We start from the raw sequence: 18,610 nt of genomic DNA on the forward strand, positions 1-18,610 counted from the left end.
CTTTTTATATTTGATCAGGACTTAATTAAAGAGAAAGGTTAATACCTAGCATGATGTTACGAGGAACAGGAAAACGTCCTCTGTTTATCCCTCCATCTTCCGGAGAAAGACCACTAAAGCTGGTAAAATAAACAAGGTTATTACCTGTCAGGTTAAGCCTAATTCCTTCAATTCCAATCTTTTTGTACCATCCTGCAGTATAATCATAACTTATAGTAAGCTCCCTTAAGGCAAGGAAATCTCCCTTTTCATAATTCACAGAACTTCCTCCACCATTGTCCAGGTTTCTAGGATCACCTCTCCAGTAATTGCTTTGGGCTACCTGATCTGCCCAGTAAAATTTGGGAACATCTGTCACATCTCCCTGGTTTTCCCAAGACCTGGCGATATTTGAGCTCATGTTGGTATTTCCAACGAACTCTCCATCCAAATTGGCCCTTACATAATTATAAATGGTATGTCCGGTGGTATAATCCATTCTCAAGTAAAGGTTCACTCCTTTATAGTTCACGTTATTTGAAAAACCTCCGGTCCATTTTGGGAAGATATTCCCCATATAAACCCTGTCTCTTGTGTCTATCACATTATTACCATCGACATCCTGCCAATCCACATCTCCTCCATACCTGGTTCTGTCAGGACCTGCCATGATTAAATCCTGAGGAGCTGCAGCTGCTGCCTCATCAGTAGGAAATACCGACAGGTATTGATAACCGTACATTTCGCCGATTTGTCCACCTTCTTGTAAACCACCTTTCCAGGCATAATCTCCAATTTCTTCATCATACAAGAACAAACCGCCAATTCTGTTGTTTTCATTGTCATTTTCAGGCAGTTCCAATATTTTATTCTTCACAAAAGAAGTGTTGAACCCAATGTCCCACATCCAATCCTTCGTTGAAAGCACATTAAAATTTACTTCAAGCTCTACACCACTGTTCTCCAAACTACCCAGGTTTGTTAAAATGCTGGTGAAACCAGTCAACTTCGGCATGGCCAAGGTGGTGATTAGATTGGAAGTTACCCTTTGATAATAATCAAACAGAACAGTAAGCCTATTATTGAAAAGACCTGCATCAAACCCCACATCAAAAGTTCTGGATTGTTCCCATTTAAGATTTGGGTTGGCAATAGTAGTGTATTCAACAGCGGCATTTCCTTGATAAATACCCCCAACACTGTAGGCTCCTTGAGCCTGGAAATCCGCTAAATTACCAAGGTTACCATTGAGACCATAACTAGCTCTCAACTTAAACTTATCAATAGCTGCTGGCGAGTCCCAGAAAGATTCGTTATGTAAATTCCAACCAGCAGATACCCCAGGGAAGAAACCCCATTTGTATTCAGATCCTAAATTAGAAGCACCATCATACCTGGCACTCATTGAAAATAAATACTTATTATCAAAATCGTAATTGGCTCTACCAAAATAACCCAGGATCAACTGCTTCCCTTTAGAACTGGAAACCTGTACAGCTTCCCCTGAAGCATTTAATGTCGGGATTAAATCTGTTGCTGCTCCTCTACCCTGAGCAAAAAGACTATAATTGTCTCTCTGATACATTGAATAGCCAAGGGTGGCAGTGAAATTATGTAGTTGAGCAAAGCTTTTTTCATAGTTTAAAACTGCATCCAACTGTAATTGCTCCCAGTTTGTTTGGCTTCCTGTAGCAATTCTATCTTCCACCAATTGGGTTGGTGAATTGAGATAAGACATCAAGAATGTGTTAGCTGTATTGGCTTTGGTATAAAGAGATGCTGAAGGTTCAAAGCTGAGGCCTGGAGCTAACTCCCAATTGGCACCACCACTCAATGTCATAAGACTTAATGTATTGTCATTAACACTACGACTTAATTGATAGGCTGGATTACCCAAAGAACGACCGACTCCCGGAGCAAGGGTTCCATCTTCAAATGCATACTTTGCAGTAGGAGGAGTAGCGATAGATCTTTCAAACAAGCTATTTTCACTGTACACCAAATTATCGGAGGACCTGGTGAAATTCAAGCCTGCAAATACAAACAACTTGTCACTTACTTTTAACCTACCATTCATATTGGCAGTGAATCTTTTATAATTGGTGGTAATTGCTATTCCATCCATATCCGAATAACCCACACCAATATTAAAAGTTGCTTTTTCAGTACCTCCTGATAAATTCAAATAGTGGTCTTGGGTCACTGCAGTTCTAAACAACTGATCCTGCCAATCAACTTCGTCAAAAATAATGGTTTTGGTAGGATCAACTGGGTCCGGCATACTTTGCCATCCTTCACTCAGCTTGTATTCATTTTCAGGTGTCAGGTATTGAGTAGTATAAGCCGTGTTATTGGTAAGGTCGTTACCAATGCCATACCCGAAGGCCCCATCTAACTGGGCAAGTCTTGTGGGAGATTTGATACCTGTAGCGGCTATTCCTAATCTTGAATAGTATATATAATCCCTTGCAGAAAGCAGGTCATATTTTTCTCTTAATTGTGAGGTACCAATAGTGTACCTATAGGTAACCTTAGTATCACCAGCCTTACCGGTTTTCGTAGTCAAAATAACCACACCATTAGATGCTCTGGAGCCATAAATCGCTGTAGAGGCCGCATCTTTTAAAACCTGCATGGATTCAATATCCATAGGATTGATCCCTTGAATATCATCTCTAATTACACCGTCCACTACATATAATGGCTCGGCACCATTCGGGTCGTTTATTGAAGTTCCACCCCTTACGATTATTCTTGGTGCAGCACCTGGCTGACCACTTAATGTTTGAACCCTTACCCCAGAAACTGTTCCCTGCAAAGCTGAAGCTGCATTACCTAAAGGTACATTTTCAAGCACCTTGGTATCAAGTGTACTTACTGCAGAAGTTAATTTTTCTCTGGATTGCTCGCCATAACCAACAACAATGATTTCATCAAGTGCACCAAGGGCTGTTTCTAAGGTTACATCAATATTGGTTTGATTTCCAATGCTTATTTCCTGCGGTTTAAAACCAATAGCAGAAAATTTCAATACGGTATTGTTACCTGACAGGCTTATGGTAAACTTCCCGTCCATATCTGTAACCGTTCCAGTGGCAGTACCCACGTGAATGATATTGACACCAGGAATTGTACTTCCATCTTCTTCGGAATATACTGTCCCTGTTACATTTTGGGACTGGGCCCAAGTCTTCTCTGTAGAGAAGGTTATTAACAGCAACACTATAAAAACGGATTGCCACCATTTTGTGTAGAGTTTCTCGATCATATTTGTCCTATTTATGTTATGTTTCATTAACATCCACCTATAAACTGCTTGTTTATAGGTATTAAAGTTAAATAATAATATGTATTATTTATTCAAATATAATGAATAATTCTAGCCCTCAAAATCCAGTCATCCAATAAATAAAGATTTTTTAATAAAAAATTAACAAACAAAATATTATTCTTTATTTTACCATGAAACGAATAAATCATAAATGAAAAACTTCCAAAACTACTTTAAAAAACTAAACCTAACACATTCCACAATTCACCGACATTAAGTAACAAAACGATACATCTTCCCATAATGAGGATAACAAATACAAATACCTTAAAAAAAATACGCATACTTGGTCTATAACCCCTTGGGGAAAATCCTCGCCGGAGCATATGTAATACTAGTTTTATAGTTTTTATAATGATGCAAGAATCACTGATTTAACTTACTGTACTATTCAATTAAAACACCCAAATTACCTGAAAAGTAAAATTTAGCGATGAAAAAGGAGGCGTTATTAAAAATTAAGATCTTTTATTATGTATTATATATTTTAAATAAGATTAATATTAATGATGGAATTACCAAAAAATCTTCATTTATAGGCCTATTAGAGGTAAAAAATCCTATTTTATTTTGACTATAAGTATAGATATGAAAGAGTAGAGTGGTAATTAAGGGAGCAGTTTAATAATACTTATTATATTTGCGGGAGTCAAAAAAACCAAAAACATAAGTGAGCAAATTCAGTGTCAAGCCAAAACCAGTTTTAGATGCCACCTTATCATTGGTAGACAAGGTAGAACAAAACTTAAGAGAGTACTTTGCGGAAGCCAATCTCCAGCCAGGTGATGCGATCCCAAAAGAGGCCGAACTTGCGCTATCCATGGGGGTAAGCAGAACCGCCTTAAGAGAAGCACTCTCAAGACTTAGAACACTTGGTTTAATAGAGTCCAAAAGGAATAGGGGCATTATCTTGACACAACCAGATATTTTAGGGAGCTTCGAGCGGGTATTGAATCCGATGTTATTAGACAGTGCCACCCTCCAGGACATTTTTGAGTTGCGTTTGGTTTTGGAAATGGGCATCACAGACTTTTTGTTTATGAGAAAATCCAAGGCCAACCTGGAAAAGCTTGAATTACTTGTAAAAAAAGAAGAAGAAACGAAAGACAAGTTCCTGAAAAACAGGTACGATGTAGATTTTCATTCCATGCTTTATGAAATTTCAGGCAATCAAACGCTTTTGAGGTTTCAGAAAATGCTGCTGCCTATATTCAACCTTGTACACAGCGGGCAAATCATCAGTAAATCCGAGGTTAAGAATGCTGTTACTCACCGTGACTTATTGCACGACCTTCAACAGGGTACGCCTGAATCCTTCCGGGAAAAAATGAGCATCCATTTAAAAGTATATTTGGACAAAGTGGATGAATAAAAAAAACGGACAGAATTAAATCCTGCCCGTTTCAATCAATAACTATTATACCGTGACTTTTTAGCCTTTGTAGTCTTCAGCAACTTGACTAGAAACACCTAAACCATCAATACCCAGTTCTACAACATCACCGGCCTTCATGTATCTTGGTGGCTTCAGCCCCATACCAACACCTGCAGGTGTTCCTGTACTGATCACATCACCAGGCAATAAACTCATGTATTGACTGATATGACTTACCAGTTGAGGAATATTGAAAACCAAGTCAGAAGTATTGCTGTCTTGCAACATTTCACCATTTACCTTAAGCCACAACCTCAATTTGTGAGGATCAGGAATTTCGTCCTTAGTTACTAAATTAGGTCCTAGTGGAGCAAAGGAATCAGCACTTTTCCCTTTAACCCACTGTCCACCGTGTCTTAACTGGAAATCCCTCTCACTTACATCATTGTGAACAACATAACCAAACACATGATCCATGGCATCCTCTTCGGATACGTAACTGGCTTTTTTGCCTATTACGACTGCCAACTCAACTTCCCAATCCGTTGCTTGGGAGTTCTTTGGAATCACAATTGGATCAAAAGGTCCTGAAAGCGCAGAAGTAGCTTTCATAAACAACACGGGTTGCTCAGGAACGGCCATGCCACTTTCCTTTGCGTGTAAAGAGTAATTCAACCCTACACAAATAATTTTGGATGGAAAAGGAACGGGAGATCCTAATCTCACATCAGATCCGATTTCCGGGCAACTTGCTGCATTCGCCTCTAACCATGCTTCTAATTTCTTCAGATTACCTTCATCGCCTAAAAATTCAGCGGTCCAATCTAAACCAAAAGCTGAACAATCAATTTTTTACCTTCAGAGGTTATCACTCCGGGCTTCTCCTGCCCTACTTTTCCAAATCTTATTAATTTCATTTTTCAATTATAGTTTAAAGTAATTACATTTTCAATTTAGAAAATCCACCGTCTACCAAATAATCAGCACCGGTTAAAAACTTGGCTTCATCAGACGCTAAAAAGAAAGCCATACTGGCCACTTCTGCAGGAGCTGCCATTCTTCCAATTGGTTGAGTAGCCGAAAGCTGTTCAAACATTTCCTTTTCTTTTCCCGGATAGGTTTTGGAAATATAATTGTCCACAAAAGGAGTATGTACCCTCGCCGGCGAAATGGCATTGCATCGAATATTGTCTTTGACATAATCCCTTGCAATGCTAAGTGTCATGTTGAGCACTGCACTTTTACTCATAGAATAAGCAAAACGATCCGGTATACCAACGGTAGCTGCAATAGAGGCCATGTTAATAATCACTCCTCCACCATTGGCGATCATCCTTCCAATCACTGCTTTAGAACAATGGAATACTCCTTTTACATTCACCGCAAATAAACGATCTAAATCAGCGCCTTCTGTCGATTCAATGTTTCCAATATGAGAGACGCCGGCATTGTTGATCAACACATCTATTTCACCGGGAATTGCTTCTATGACCTCATTTACATTGGCCTGATTAGAAACATCTGTTTGCTTAAAATAGACATCATAACCTTTGTCTTTTAGTTTCCCGACAATATCCAGCCCATTTTCCTGATTAAAATCCAATACATAGACTGAGGCACCAGAAACTGCAAATTTCTCCACTATTGCCAAACCTATTCCACTGGCCCCACCCGTGACCAAAACATTTTTCCCCTTCATTTAATATGAAATTTTCTAATAATTAATACTTTACATTCAATATCACTTTCCCAACATAGGGAACAATCGCTTCAAATCTTCTTCTGAAGGCTGGGAACCGTATTCACAAACTTCAAAAGCTTCCGCATACTGCGCTTTTTCAGCCTTAGCAGGGCCATACCATTTCTCCAGGCTCTTCCTCACAGCAGGATTTATCCCTCCTCCTCTTTTTTCTTTTAACCAGGCTATTCTTTCTTGTTTACCTTCAGGCACCTCGTCAGCGTAGCCCGCTATCCACGGTAGCCACTCATAAAATTGAGATTCATGTGCGTCCAAGCCATGTATTTTCTTGTCGATTACCGAGGTAATGTCTATCGCTATATGAGGCTCAAATGGATTAGGCTTTTGGAAATGATCCTGAAAGTATAAAAACACCGGGTTTTTACTTAGAGGTGGTGTATCTGGAGCCACATTAGGAACACCTACCATATAGGCAGCATCCTGTACCAACACACCGGTATAGCGATGATCGGGATGGTAGTCATTAGGTCTTGGAGCAATGACCACATCCGCATCCCATTCCCTGATTTTCCGGATAATCTGAAGCCTTATGGCTAGCGTAGGTAGTAATTCACCGTCATGGTTATCCAAAACGTCATAAGAAACGCCAAGTCTTTTGGCCACTTCCTGGGTTTCAGCAATACGCCTTTTGGCAAGCATTCCACCCCCCTCTTCCATATGTCCTGCATCACCATTTGTGACAGAGACAAATTTTACTTTGTGGCCCATAGCCACAAAAAGGGATGCTGTGCCACCACTTTTTATATCGCAATCATCAGGATGTGCACCTATCATAATGATTTTCAAAGGTCTTTCTTGGGCTTCTACTATAGAAACGGCGAAAAAACAGAACAAAATTGCAATAAAACTTGATTTCATAGTCAATTTTTCGGTTGTTAGAATTTAAAGCTTGAAGATAGGCATTTAGCCCTGTTTTGTCAATCCGTTAATCCAAATTATCAGTCATTTGCCCACTTTACTCAGAACTTATTCCTTATCTTTGCCACCTAAAAATTAATTTCGCGAAACAAAGTTACAATTAGATATGCTTCAGGTAAATGAAATAAGAGCAAACTTTTCCCAGGCCTGCGAAAGGCTTAACGCCAGGAATTTTGAAAACCCTGAAGAAGTGCTGGGAAATGTATTAAAGCTAGAAGACCTAAGGAAACAAATTCAGCTAGAGCGAGACACCCTTCAGGCTGAGTCCAACACAATTTCGAAGCAAATTGGTAAATTGATGCAGGCTGGCAATAAGGAAGAGGCAGAAAAGATTAAGCTGAGAACTTCTGAGATAAAAACACAGGTGAAGTCTTTGGAAGAAAGCTATTCGCAGACTGAAACTGAACTAACCCAGATTCTATATACTATACCCAATATTCCACATTCATCTGTTCCTGCAGGTAAATCTGCAGAAGACAATGAGATCGTCTTAGAAAACGGAACGGTCCCACAATTGGAAGAAGGCAATAAAAGCCCTCATTGGGAGTTGATTAAAAAATATGACATTGTTGACTTTGAGCTCGGGGTTAAAATCGCTGGTGCAGGGTTTCCTGTTTACAAAGGCAAAGGAGCCAAGATGCAAAGGGCTTTGATCAACTTTTTCTTAGATGAAGCAGAGAAAGCGGGTTATACAGAAGTGCAGCCACCCATATTAATCAATGAAGAAAGTGGCTATGCTACAGGGCAACTTCCAGACAAGGAAGGCCAAATGTACTTTGCGCAAGAAGATGGCCTATACCTTATACCTACCGCTGAAGTTCCGATTACAAATATGTACCGGGACGTAATTCTTCAGGAAGATGAGTTGCCTAAAAAGAATACGGGCTATACACCTTGCTTTAGAAGAGAAGCTGGAAGTTGGGGAGCACATGTAAGGGGATTGAATAGACTACACCAATTTGACAAGGTGGAAATTGTACAAGTTACCCATCCTGATAATTCGTACAATACCCTGGAGGAGATGAGCTTGCACGTTCAAGGCTTGTTGCAAAAACTAGAGTTGCCTTACAGGGTCTTAAGACTTTGTGGGGGAGACTTGGGATTCACCTCCGCATTGACATTTGATATGGAAGTGTATTCAGCTGCGCAGGAAAGGTGGCTGGAAGTAAGTTCTGTAAGTAATTTTGAAACCTACCAAACCAATCGGTTGAAATTACGCTTTAAGAACAAAGACAAAAAGACCGTTTTGGCCCATACACTCAATGGAAGTGCTTTGGCGTTACCTAGAATAATGGCTGCCATTTTGGAGAACAACCAGAGTGAAAATGGCATTAAAATGCCAAAAGCATTGGTTCCTTATTTGGGTTTTGACACCATAGCGTAGGCATTTATAACAAAACATTTAAAATGAAAAAGGGCTTCTTTAATAAAAGAAGCCCTTTTTCATGTCATTAAAGTTGATTATATCGATAATTTCTGTTTCCAGCCCTGCACCTCAGCATAGCATGTGTCCACTACACTTTGCTGAGCTGAAGTAAGTGGATTTTTTGCTCTTCTGCTTACAATTTCCAAATCCAGCCCTTCTTTATTAAGGAAATACCTGGAAGAAAGCATGTAATTGGCGGTCACCCTACGTTCCATGTCTCTAACTTGGTCTTGCAACCAATCCACCTGCTCTGTTTTTCCAGTATCACTGGCATTTTTACAAATCCATGCGATTACCTCTGGGTAATAATTACCTGCTATTGGGGACAATCCAGCCCCTCCATTGCGAAGGGAAGCTACTGCGCTACCCATGTGGGCATTGTAAAAGCCCATTTTAGTACCCTCTGCAGTTTTAAGTTTTTGAAGAATATTGTCGATGTCTTCAGATGTGTCTTTGTGGTACACAAGCCTTCCTGAATCCAACAAAAACTGTTGTACCCTTTGAGAAAGTATCCTTTTATAAGGAGTTGGGCATTCATAGGTTCCTAAAGTGATGTCACCTGTTAAAGACAAATAAGCTTCCAAATTTTTGATGACCACATCATCGGACTCTCCCTTTTCTGCAAAGTGAGAAGTAATCATAATTACGGCGTCAACGCCAGTATCAGCAATTTGCTTGGTGAATTCAGCTTTTTCCTTTGCTGTATCCCCAAAAGAACCTGTCGCAACGACAGGGAATTTCCCATTGACCCTTTTAACAACGGTCTTGGTTACTTTCAGTCTTTCCTCTGGGCTCAGGTCATACATCTCACTGCTTAGGCAATTGGCGAAGAAACCACGAGCACCTGATTCAAGATAGTAATCGGTAAGTTTTTTTAACCCTTTATAATCTACAGTCATGTCTGCTTTATAAGGGGTCAGCATTACAGGTATAAAAGCTTTTTCGACAGCTTTTGCTGACATTGGCGTATTCGCCAATAGACTATTCCAAGGGGTAAGTCCTGCCAAAGTTCCTAATGCCATTTTTCCTAAAAATTTTCTCCTATCGTTTTCAAAACTCATGGTAATATTATTGATTTAAACCCGATGACTCGGCTTCAATTGGGTGGTAAATTTAATTGTTTAAAATATTCGTACACACTAATAACCCCTAAAAAGGGGAAACAGACCAGTAGAAAGCAATAAAATTTGGCATTACGGGGGAATTATTATGATTAGGTGCCTATATTTGCCCTCTATATGTGGAAGGAAATAGCTTTGTTGGTAAAAAAAGAAGCCTTGTTGGAATGGCGGCAAAAGTATGCCATCAATGGAATACTCCTTTATGTGACCAGTGCTGTTTTTATTGCCTATTTAAGTATGGGGACAGGCCAGGGGAAATTGCAAGTACCCATATGGAATGCCCTTTATTGGATCATTATCCTTTTTTCGGCAGTAAATGCTGTGGCAAAAAGTTTCGTACAGGAACAGCAAGGTAGGCAACTCTATTATTTTATGATCGCTTCACCTGAGGCCATTATTTTATCCAAAACCATTTACAATACTGGACTCACCCTGGTGTTGGCGCTATTGGGCTACCTGGTATTTAGTGTGGTTTTCGGAAATCCTGTAGCTGACAATTCTTTATTCCTTCTGAACCTTTTGCTAGGAGCCATTGGTTTTTCGGCCGCCCTAACCATGGTCTCTGCCATTGCCTCAAAAGCAGGAAACAATGGTACCTTGATGGCCATTTTAAGTTTTCCAGTAATGATCCCAATACTTCTGATGACTATCCAGGTTTCCAAGAGTGCAATTGATGGATTAGACAGGGGCATAAGTGCCGAAAAGATCCTGACTTTAATGGCCATCAATGCAATTGTACTGGCCACCTCCTACCTGCTTTTCCCCTATCTTTGGAGGAGTTAAGCCTGTAGAATGGGGGCTGAGCCTTCCGAAGCCAAAAAATCAGTTATTTATAATTAATTTGTTCTCTCTATTTCGGCTAAAGCCAAATGAAATGGTATTGTCCTTTTTAAATGGGCTAAAGCCCATTCCTATTGAGGAGGTTTCGACAATTAATTTGTGTGGGTGGAAAGCTAGATTATTGAATGAAAGTTGGAAACTTTCGGCATTTTAGGTCTAAGTTACGCTTCGCTAAACTTAGACCAGATGGGAATTCTGGTATATCCCGAAAACGACATGGTCGATCAAATTTTCAATCGAATCGATTCCAGAATATCAATAGCCCCCAGCTTCAGCTGGGGGATTGAATTGCAATATGTCGTCTAGGGGATTTAGCCCAATGTTTCACCCGATGAGGTCATTAAATTATTTTGAAGCCCTAACCAAAGGCTAACCATAATTAAAAGGCTTTCTATTTTCCTTAAAATTTTGGCTAAAGCCGAATGAAATGACAATGCCCTTTATAAATGGGCTGAATCCCATTCCTATTGAATTGGTTATATTTATCAATTTGAATGTAAGAAATGCTGGATTATTAAATGAAAGGAGACTTTCGGCATTTTGGGTCTAAGTTACGCTTCGCAAAACTTTGACCAGTGCATCAGATAAACTCCCTATGGGCAATACTATTTAATAAAGTACATGAGCCATTAATTATAATCCCATGTACATTTAAATAATTACTCTTTTAACACCAAATAAGGAACTCCACTAGCTGAAAAGGATCCATCAACTTCCGATCTTAACCTTATCCCTAAAACTATGTTCTTATTAGGAAGATTATTGATGAGGTTTTCTGTTCTTAAAAATTCTTTTTCGGTATATCGATTACTCGTTCTAATCAAAGAACTGGTGATTACAGTATTGTCGGTAATATTGTACAGTTCAAGTAAAGCATGGTTACTGCTTTTTTCTACATATGGATCAGCTTCAAAGTAAACTGTTCCCACATTTGGATAATTTCTAATGTCAAATGGGATACCCGATACAATTGTTGGAGATGTGCTGGTCGTATTGGCTGAACTACCTACTCCTTCGGCAATCTTTAGCCGGATTTCTTCATTAATCACCCCACTACTTCCATTGCAAACATATTTGGTTACCAGAACTTCGCTTTTGTCCAAAATTTTATTCTCATTTTGATCAAGCCCTGCTTCAATTTTTATGCCGCTATACGCACATATATTTCCATCAGGTTCATCAGTAATATTAATAAGACTTAGAGTCCCATTCAATCCATTACATGTATAAGAAGTATATTCTACTTCATTTTCATTTAAGATTCCATCCATATCAGAATCCAAGCCATAATCAATTTTCAAACCTCCATTTATGCAATTGTCACCTGAATTTTCATTGGTAATTTTTATTAGGCCCGCTGTTCCGTTTATCCCATCACAAACATAGGCGGTAGAGGTTATTTCATTTTCTTCCAAATTACCGTTTCCATTTATATCTAAACCTGAATTCAACTTTATCCCACCATTTACACAGTTGGCTCCACTTGGTTCATTAATAACAGTGGTAAGACTGCTATTTCCATCGACTCCGTTACAGATGTACTTTGTGTTTTGAACTTCGTAAATCTCAAGGATTCCATTGGAGTTGGCATCGAGTCCAGTTTCTATTTTTAAGCCAGCATTCTCACAGAAATCACCTGCACTTTCCTCTAAAACATTAATAAGACTGTTTTTGCCATCAATTCCATGAGTTCCATCTTCCCCATTACAAGCAATTAAAAAATTAATCAAAACTATATAAAACAATGTTTTCTTTATCATGTATTTTTTCCAATTTTAAGTTTAGATCAACACCAAAAAATTAAACGCTTTTTTTGATTGCTGCTCCAACCTTTTCATTATTATTTAAAGGCTAAAAGAGCAACCCTTCCCCTGACAAATCACGATTTTATAGACAATATCAGATAGACTATTTATTGAAAACCTTTCACAAAAAGCAACGATTGCAATAAGTCAATTCTGGTTCCAAAAATTTCATTGTACCAGTTACAAAAACTATCTCTATAAACTAGACCAAATTATAAGGACGCTTAAAAAAGGCAATACCAAGTGATTTGAAAAAAAACTCAATCAAAAAGCATGTACCACTGTACCAAAAAACGTAAAAAAAGCATTCTTTCCACTGCCAACGTTTTAAGGATGATATTTATTTATAACTAATCAAAAGTAAAACTATTAATGAAACTATCTATACTTTTAAACCTGATTTTTAAATTTGAAATCAATGTGGGGGGTTAATTATTTTTCTCCCTCCGGAGGAATCTTTCCAAATTCTCAATAAAGAAAAATCAGATTTGTAAAAAGGTAAAGATTCAAATTGATAAATTCGCTCTAATAAAAAAATACAAACAAAATAAGTCCTTTCATTTACTCTTTAAATTTTAGCTAAATCCGGATAAGATAATGTTGGCCTTTGTAAATGGGCTGAAGCCCATTCCTATTGAGGTTTTTTTTAATAAATTTGTTTGTGAGCAAAGCTGGGCTATTAAATGAATTTGGAAACTTTCGGCATTTTGGGTCTAAGTTACATTTCGCTAAACTTAGACCATATCGGGACCTAGAAAAGACCCAACAGGACCCGAGTTTTTTGGTTGTAAAACAGTGATTAACAAACTTTATTCACTCTCTTATAAACTTACCTATCAATCAAAACGTTAATTGAATAATGGGTAGTTTCTTTCATCGGCAAGGAATACCCCATAATCCCCGAAAAAGCCAAGATACATTCTGGTACCTGATGAAATCACCTTCCAATTAAAATCAGGTAATTCTAATGCATAACCTTCAGTGAATTCATGACTTTGGTCATATTGTCGCCTTTTTTAGCTTCAATATGACCAAATTATTGACCTAAATTATTTGCAAAACGTTACTTATCAATGTCTTTGAATCAGAGTTGAATTACCCTCCCCTTGATTAGCAGACCCATTTATGAATTAAATAATTCTGAGAACAGTAAACAATTTCACGCGACCATGAAAAAAAGCATCATCATTTTAATCATTGCATTTATCAATATTAGTTCAGGATTCGCTCAGGATTGGCAGACTGATTTCTCGAAGGCAAAAGAATTGGCTACTAAAGAAAAAAAGCCCATTATTTTGGTATTCCAAGGATCGGACTGGTGTGCTCCTTGTATAAAATTAAGCAGAGAGATTTGGACCACCGAGACTTTTATAGCGTACGCTAAAGACAATTACATAATGTTTCAGGCAGATTTCCCTAGAAAAAGAAAAATGCTTTGCCAGAAAAACAGGCTACAGCCAACGCGAAATTGGCGGAGAAATATGATAAAGAAGGAGTATTCCCATTGGTAGTCGTTCTGGACAATAAAGGAACCTTATTGGGAGAAACAGGCTATAAAAAAATTACACCAAAAGCTTATATTCAGGAACTGAACAGTTTTGTCAAATAAAATGAGACTATTCATTACGCTTTTTGTTTTCTTATTGGCTATCACCTCTTATGCGCAACAAGCTCACAAACGCACCCTGAAATTAATGGGGAGCAGATTTGACATTACTGTCGTTGCCGAAGATTCCATTACAGCAAAGGATTACATAGATAGTGCAATTGAAGAAATTGACAGAATAGAAAAATTAATCTCTTCATGGGATGAAAATTCTCAAACTTCCGAAATAAATAAGTTCGCTGGAATCAAACCAGTCAAAGTTGAGGCAGAACTATTCAGCCTAATTGAGAGGGCCATCATGATCTCGAAATTGACTGATGGTGCTTTTGACATCAGTTATGCCTCAATGGATAAAATCTGGAAGTTTGATGGCAGTATGAAAAAAATGCCTTCGGAAGAAGACATCCGTGCTTCAGTAGCCAAAGTAGGCTATACTAAAATTTTGCTAGACAAAGACAAGCTTACTGTGTTTCTCAAAATCAGGGGAATGAAAATTGGCTTTGGGGCTATTGGAAAGGGGTATGCAGCAGATATGGCTAAACAATTACTTGTAGCTAAAGGAGTAAGTTCTGGCATTATCAATGCTTCGGGCGACATGAATTCCTGGGGCCAACAAGTTGATGGTAGCGAATGGAAAGTCGCAATTACCAACCCACTCAATAAGAACAAAGTTTTTGCCTTATTGCCAATCAACAACGGTGCAGTTGTCACCTCAGGTGACTACGAGAAATATGTTGACTTTAATGGCAAAAGGTATTCACACATAATTGACCCAAGAACGGGATATCCTTCTATTGGAATTATTAGCGTTACCGTTTTTGCTCCAAAGGCAGAGCTTGCAGACGCCCTTGCGACATCCGTATTTGTAATGGGAAAAGAAGCTGGCTTAGACCGTATTAATCAACTTCCCAACATAGAATGTATCATTATAGATGATAAGGGGAATATTTCAAAATCGAATAACATAGTCATCGATAAGTTATGAAAAAAACAATGGTATACTTCGCAATTATCGCTTGCCTGGCAAGCAGTTGTACGGTTGTAAAAGGATATGAGAAAATAAACATTAATGATCCGGACATGGCCCTTTCTGAAAAGAAGTTTGACCGAAATGTATCCACAATGCATTCTTATAGAGAAGCAGCAGTAGGTGCCAACAGTGGGAAAACCGGTGGAGGATGTGGTTGTAATTAATTAAACAAGAAATATGCATTCCTTAAAACAAATCATTTTCCTTTGCTTGTTTATTACTCCTTTTATAGGTTATTCACAAGATAGTACCCAAGTATATAAAAAGCGGGTATTGGAAACCGCAGAAGTCGATATTTTATCGAGTTATTATAGCCAAGATGGCGATAATGCTGCCGTAAGCGGTGGCATTGGAACCGAAGCATTAACCGATTTAACTACCACATTTATAATTTCCATCCCCCTAAATGAGGATGATATTTTAACCATTGATGCAGGAATATCTGCTTACACCTCTGCTTCATCTAGTAATATCGATCCATTTGACGGTGGAACAGCTGATGCTTTCCAAGCCTCTTCTGGTGCTTCCAAAAGCGATGTATGGACAAACTTTAACGGAAGTTATAGCCATAGTTCTGACGATCGCAATTCCATTTGGTCTACAAGCATTTCTTTCGCCAATGAATATGACTATTTTTCCGTAGGTGCTGGAGGCGCTTATACCAAACTCTTCAATGAGCAAAACACGGAACTTAGCATAAAAGGAAATGTGTATTTTGATTCCTGGACTACTATATACCCAATTGAATTAAGGCCTTTTTCGGCCGGAGAAAATGGTTTAACAAATAACTTATTTACTAACAATACCATTTCAGGCAATACAAATTACAACCCTGTTTTTAATGAATATGATGCAAAAGGACGAAATTCTTATTCGATGGGACTCGGTATTTCACAAATCCTACACAAAAATGTACAAGGATCAATGGCCCTTGATTTTATTCAACAGCAAGGCCTGCTTTCCACACCATTTCAAAGGGTTTATTTCAGTGATGTTGCAGATTCATTTATTGACAATTTTCAATTGGCAGATGCCAATGAGCGACTACCTGACAATAGGTTTAAAGTGGCTATTGGCGGGAGACTCAATTGGTACTTGAATGAGAGGCTGTCACTAAGGACTTTTTACAGGTATTATTTCGATGACTGGGGAATTGCATCACATACTGCAAGCATTGAAGTCCCAATCAAAATAACCAGTAACTTTACTTTGTATCCATCTTATAGGTTTTACAATCAAACCGCTGCTGATTATTTCAATCCTTATGAAACAGCATTGTCTACAGATGAATTTTACACTTCTGATTATGATTTATCTGAATTCTCGGCCAACCAATTTGGCTTTGGGATCTCCTATACAGATATTTTCACCAAGGTCCATATTGAGAAATGGGGATTAAAAAGTATTGACCTTAAATTTTACCGGTATGACCGGAATACCACCTTCCGATCAAACATGATATCAGCAGGGGTTAAATTTGTAAGGAATTAAACCCAAAATGTGCAATAGGCCATCTGATTACATAATCCGGGTAAACGGAATTATTTATAGCTATAAAACAGGAGAAAGAGTGCCCCCTCAAGTACACAAAAGGAAGATAAAAACAGTGTAGTTTCCTAAATTTCAAAGTGATTCAGGCGAATTTCGAAGTGTACCATTGCCAGTTGAAGGTTTGGACGTAATATTTTATCCGAAAAACACTTTAATTTCACCTTTGGAAGAAAATCACCAAAACCAAATAAAATACCAGTTTCAGGCCTTTTACTAAAAAAACCAACCATCCGAATGCTTCGGAAAAGCAGTTTATATGCTTTCTCAAAACACCACTAAAAGCCGCTTTTTGATTTACACTTACCGATAAGCAAATAAACGGGATAAAAGTAAATAAATCACTTAATATGCCCTATTTTTGCGTGTTGATTCAATGAGGTCAATAATCAATTTTCCCACCTGTACTCACTGTTGTTAAAGATTCAGGCATTTATGGATACTAATCTATAGATGAAAGCAATGGGAAGAACTTGACCCACTAAACACTATCGAATATGAAGGCTTATTGGTGGAAAATATTGGCCATTTTATTACTGGCTTATACCATAATTGCAGGTTTATTGATTGATGTTCCCAGACTTCCAATTCTGAATGAAACGATCAGAGGATTGTTCTTTCATGTGACCATGTGGTTTGCAATGTTAATTATGCTGGTGGTTGCAGTTATTTATGGTGTACGACACCTTAGAACTGGAAGCCTTGCTGACGATGACATGGCTGTAGAATTCACAAATGGCGCCATATTGTTTGGTGTCATAGGCATAACAACAGGCATGGTCTGGGCCAAATTCACTTGGGGTGATTTCTGGACCAACGACCCCAAACTTAACGCATCGGCAATAGGCTTATTAATGTATTTCGCCTACCTGGTTTTGCGTAACTCTCTTACAGACGTCTACCAAAGAGCAAAAATCAGCGCAGTGTACAGCATCTTTGCTTTCGCTGTTTTTATTCCATTGATATTCATCCTCCCCAGACTTACAGATAGCCTTCATCCCGGCAATGGCGGAAACCCAGGATTCAATGCCTACGATATGGACAGTAGCTTAAGGACGGTATTTTATCCGGCCATAATAGGCTGGACCCTACTTGGCACCTGGATAAGTACGGTAAGGGTGAGGTTAAGACGTTTGGAAAGAAATTTAGAAGACAAATTGATCAATCAGTAATATGAAAAAGTTCATTATTATATTCTTGTTGTTTATCAGCTTTTTTGCGAAGGCTCAGGATAAAATTGGCATTACAGAAAAGGATTACCAGAATTCAGGTGTCGAAATGGCGGATAAAATGCGGTCGGAAGGAAAAATCTACGTATTAGTCAGCATTATTGGAATTGTTTTAGGTGGTATTCTCGTTTATGTGATACAAACAGATAGAAAGATTAGTGGGTTGGAAAAAAAATATAACAATTAAGTCATGAAAAGAGGACATATATTAGGCTTGGGCATTATAGCAGTAGCTATTGTAATCATTATCACTTCTATAGGTGATGCCAGTACTTACGAAAGCTTTTCAACTGCCAAAGCGATGGCCATGAATGGGAAAACCGAAGCCATTCACGTGGTAGGTCAACTGAAAAAAGGACAAAGCGGTGAAGTGGAAGGAATAGAGGTAGGAGAAGACAAAACCTCTTTTATTTTCATAATGGTAGACAATGACGGCAAAGAACAGCAAGTGTATTACAATGAACCTGTGCCAGCTGACTTTATTAGGTCAGAACAAGTAGTGGTCATAGGTACATACAAGACCGAAGAAATGTTTGTAGCTGAAAAAATTCTAATGAAGTGTCCATCTAAATACCAGGAAACAGATGTAAAACCTACAACATCCTGATTGATTCTGGTCTTATTATACACAAAAAAAGAACCT

Annotated in this window: 16 protein-coding genes and 1 pseudogene; 11 read left to right on the plus strand and 6 right to left on the minus strand. The window is 38.4% G+C overall.

Annotated elements, in window-relative coordinates; translation table 11 throughout:
• Positions 1 to 25: 25 nt before the first annotated feature.
• On the minus strand, positions 26 to 3,247 hold the full coding sequence (locus ADICYQ_RS06495; RefSeq protein WP_020891872.1) for a SusC/RagA family TonB-linked outer membrane protein: 3,222 nt from the start codon (positions 3,245 to 3,247) through the stop codon (positions 26 to 28).
• A 733-nt stretch (positions 3,248 to 3,980) separates the two neighbouring features.
• On the opposite strand from ADICYQ_RS06495, the gene ADICYQ_RS06500 reads away from it, so the two are divergent.
• The gene (locus ADICYQ_RS06500; RefSeq protein ID WP_020891875.1) at positions 3,981 to 4,682 is read left to right on the plus strand and encodes a FadR/GntR family transcriptional regulator; all 702 of its coding nucleotides are present in this window, start codon (positions 3,981 to 3,983) and stop codon (positions 4,680 to 4,682) included.
• 60 nt (positions 4,683 to 4,742) lie between these two features.
• Here ADICYQ_RS06500 and ADICYQ_RS06505 read toward each other — a convergent pair.
• The 3 genes and pseudogenes from ADICYQ_RS06505 to ADICYQ_RS06515 form a co-directional block, all read right to left on the minus strand.
• Positions 4,743 to 5,602, minus strand: a pseudogene (locus ADICYQ_RS06505) (fumarylacetoacetate hydrolase family protein).
• Positions 5,603 to 5,625: 23 nt separating this feature from the next.
• A complete protein-coding gene (locus ADICYQ_RS06510; RefSeq protein WP_020891878.1) occupies positions 5,626 to 6,384 on the minus strand; it encodes an SDR family NAD(P)-dependent oxidoreductase in 759 nt (252 codons plus the stop codon).
• Positions 6,385 to 6,426: 42 nt separating this feature from the next.
• On the minus strand, positions 6,427 to 7,302 hold the full coding sequence (locus tag ADICYQ_RS06515) for a PIG-L deacetylase family protein (protein ID WP_020891879.1): 876 nt from the start codon (positions 7,300 to 7,302) through the stop codon (positions 6,427 to 6,429).
• 166 nt (positions 7,303 to 7,468) lie between these two features.
• On the opposite strand from ADICYQ_RS06515, the gene serS reads away from it, so the two are divergent.
• A complete protein-coding gene (gene serS / locus ADICYQ_RS06520; protein WP_020891880.1) occupies positions 7,469 to 8,746 on the plus strand; it encodes a serine--tRNA ligase in 1,278 nt (425 codons plus the stop codon).
• 77 nt (positions 8,747 to 8,823) lie between these two features.
• Here the strand turns inward: serS and ADICYQ_RS06525 are convergent, their stop codons facing one another.
• Positions 8,824 to 9,849: a dihydrodipicolinate synthase family protein gene (locus ADICYQ_RS06525; RefSeq protein WP_020891881.1), complete on the minus strand. Its 1,026-nt coding sequence runs from the start codon at positions 9,847 to 9,849 to the stop codon at positions 8,824 to 8,826.
• A 177-nt stretch (positions 9,850 to 10,026) separates the two neighbouring features.
• Here ADICYQ_RS06525 and ADICYQ_RS06530 point away from each other — a divergent pair, with 177 nt between their 5' ends.
• Positions 10,027 to 10,692, plus strand: a complete 666-nt coding sequence (locus tag ADICYQ_RS06530) for a heme exporter protein CcmB (RefSeq protein ID WP_020891882.1) — start codon at positions 10,027 to 10,029, stop codon at positions 10,690 to 10,692.
• Between the two features lie 716 nt (positions 10,693 to 11,408).
• On the opposite strand, the gene ADICYQ_RS06535 is transcribed toward ADICYQ_RS06530, so the two are convergent.
• On the minus strand, positions 11,409 to 12,509 hold the full coding sequence (locus tag ADICYQ_RS06535) for a DUF7151 family protein (protein WP_020891886.1): 1,101 nt from the start codon (positions 12,507 to 12,509) through the stop codon (positions 11,409 to 11,411).
• Positions 12,510 to 13,723: 1,214 nt separating this feature from the next.
• Here ADICYQ_RS06535 and ADICYQ_RS30140 point away from each other — a divergent pair.
• The 8 genes from ADICYQ_RS30140 (at position 13,724) to ADICYQ_RS06570 (ending at position 18,574) form a co-directional block, all read left to right on the plus strand.
• Positions 13,724 to 14,065, plus strand: a complete 342-nt coding sequence (locus ADICYQ_RS30140) for a thioredoxin family protein (protein WP_020891887.1) — start codon at positions 13,724 to 13,726, stop codon at positions 14,063 to 14,065.
• The gene (locus ADICYQ_RS27605; protein WP_200861882.1) at positions 13,990 to 14,163 is read left to right on the plus strand and encodes a hypothetical protein; all 174 of its coding nucleotides are present in this window, start codon (positions 13,990 to 13,992) and stop codon (positions 14,161 to 14,163) included. Before ADICYQ_RS30140 ends, ADICYQ_RS27605 begins: the two co-directional genes overlap by 76 nt.
• A gap of 1 nt (position 14,164) precedes the next feature.
• The gene (locus ADICYQ_RS06545) at positions 14,165 to 15,145 is read left to right on the plus strand and encodes an FAD:protein FMN transferase (protein WP_020891889.1); all 981 of its coding nucleotides are present in this window, start codon (positions 14,165 to 14,167) and stop codon (positions 15,143 to 15,145) included.
• A complete protein-coding gene (locus ADICYQ_RS06550; RefSeq protein WP_040414862.1) occupies positions 15,142 to 15,354 on the plus strand; it encodes a DUF4266 domain-containing protein in 213 nt (70 codons plus the stop codon). The genes ADICYQ_RS06545 and ADICYQ_RS06550 overlap by 4 nt, the downstream gene beginning before the upstream one ends.
• 13 nt (positions 15,355 to 15,367) lie before the next feature.
• Entirely contained in the window at positions 15,368 to 16,681 is a 1,314-nt protein-coding gene (locus ADICYQ_RS06555; protein WP_020891891.1) for a DUF3570 domain-containing protein, read from the plus strand.
• Between the two features lie 554 nt (positions 16,682 to 17,235).
• Positions 17,236 to 17,910, plus strand: a complete 675-nt coding sequence (gene ccsA / locus ADICYQ_RS06560) for a cytochrome c biogenesis protein CcsA (RefSeq protein WP_020891893.1) — start codon at positions 17,236 to 17,238, stop codon at positions 17,908 to 17,910.
• A gap of 1 nt (position 17,911) precedes the next feature.
• Complete coding sequence (locus ADICYQ_RS06565) at positions 17,912 to 18,154, plus strand: CcmD family protein (RefSeq protein WP_020891894.1); 243 nt, start codon at positions 17,912 to 17,914, stop codon at positions 18,152 to 18,154.
• A 3-nt stretch (positions 18,155 to 18,157) separates the two neighbouring features.
• Entirely contained in the window at positions 18,158 to 18,574 is a 417-nt protein-coding gene (locus ADICYQ_RS06570; RefSeq protein ID WP_020891895.1) for a cytochrome c maturation protein CcmE domain-containing protein, read from the plus strand.
• The last annotated feature ends 36 nt before the right edge of the window (positions 18,575 to 18,610 follow it).

This window comes from Cyclobacterium qasimii M12-11B, assembly GCF_000427295.1.
GTDB classification, from domain to species: Bacteria; Bacteroidota; Bacteroidia; order Cytophagales; family Cyclobacteriaceae; genus Cyclobacterium; species Cyclobacterium qasimii.

What these genes read in the sequence shown, in the direction of transcription:
- ADICYQ_RS06495 (WP_020891872.1), bottom strand. Translation starts at nt 3,247, where the DNA reads ATGATCGAGAAACTCTACACAAAATGGTGGCAATCCGTTTTTATAGTG.
- ADICYQ_RS06510 (WP_020891878.1), bottom strand. Translation starts at nt 6,384, where the DNA reads ATGAAGGGGAAAAATGTTTTGGTCACGGGTGGGGCCAGTGGAATAGGT.
- ADICYQ_RS06515 (WP_020891879.1), bottom strand. Translation starts at nt 7,302, where the DNA reads ATGAAATCAAGTTTTATTGCAATTTTGTTCTGTTTTTTCGCCGTTTCT.
- serS (WP_020891880.1), top strand. Translation starts at nt 7,469, where the DNA reads ATGCTTCAGGTAAATGAAATAAGAGCAAACTTTTCCCAGGCCTGCGAA.
- ADICYQ_RS06525 (WP_020891881.1), bottom strand. Translation starts at nt 9,849, where the DNA reads ATGAGTTTTGAAAACGATAGGAGAAAATTTTTAGGAAAAATGGCATTA.
- ADICYQ_RS06530 (WP_020891882.1), top strand. Translation starts at nt 10,027, where the DNA reads ATGTGGAAGGAAATAGCTTTGTTGGTAAAAAAAGAAGCCTTGTTGGAA.
- ADICYQ_RS06535 (WP_020891886.1), bottom strand. Translation starts at nt 12,509, where the DNA reads ATGATAAAGAAAACATTGTTTTATATAGTTTTGATTAATTTTTTAATT.
- ADICYQ_RS30140 (WP_020891887.1), top strand. Translation starts at nt 13,724, where the DNA reads ATGAAAAAAAGCATCATCATTTTAATCATTGCATTTATCAATATTAGT.
- ADICYQ_RS06545 (WP_020891889.1), top strand. Translation starts at nt 14,165, where the DNA reads ATGAGACTATTCATTACGCTTTTTGTTTTCTTATTGGCTATCACCTCT.
- ADICYQ_RS06550 (WP_040414862.1), top strand. Translation starts at nt 15,142, where the DNA reads ATGAAAAAAACAATGGTATACTTCGCAATTATCGCTTGCCTGGCAAGC.
- ADICYQ_RS06555 (WP_020891891.1), top strand. Translation starts at nt 15,368, where the DNA reads ATGCATTCCTTAAAACAAATCATTTTCCTTTGCTTGTTTATTACTCCT.
- ccsA (WP_020891893.1), top strand. Translation starts at nt 17,236, where the DNA reads ATGAAGGCTTATTGGTGGAAAATATTGGCCATTTTATTACTGGCTTAT.
- ADICYQ_RS06565 (WP_020891894.1), top strand. Translation starts at nt 17,912, where the DNA reads ATGAAAAAGTTCATTATTATATTCTTGTTGTTTATCAGCTTTTTTGCG.
- ADICYQ_RS06570 (WP_020891895.1), top strand. Translation starts at nt 18,158, where the DNA reads ATGAAAAGAGGACATATATTAGGCTTGGGCATTATAGCAGTAGCTATT.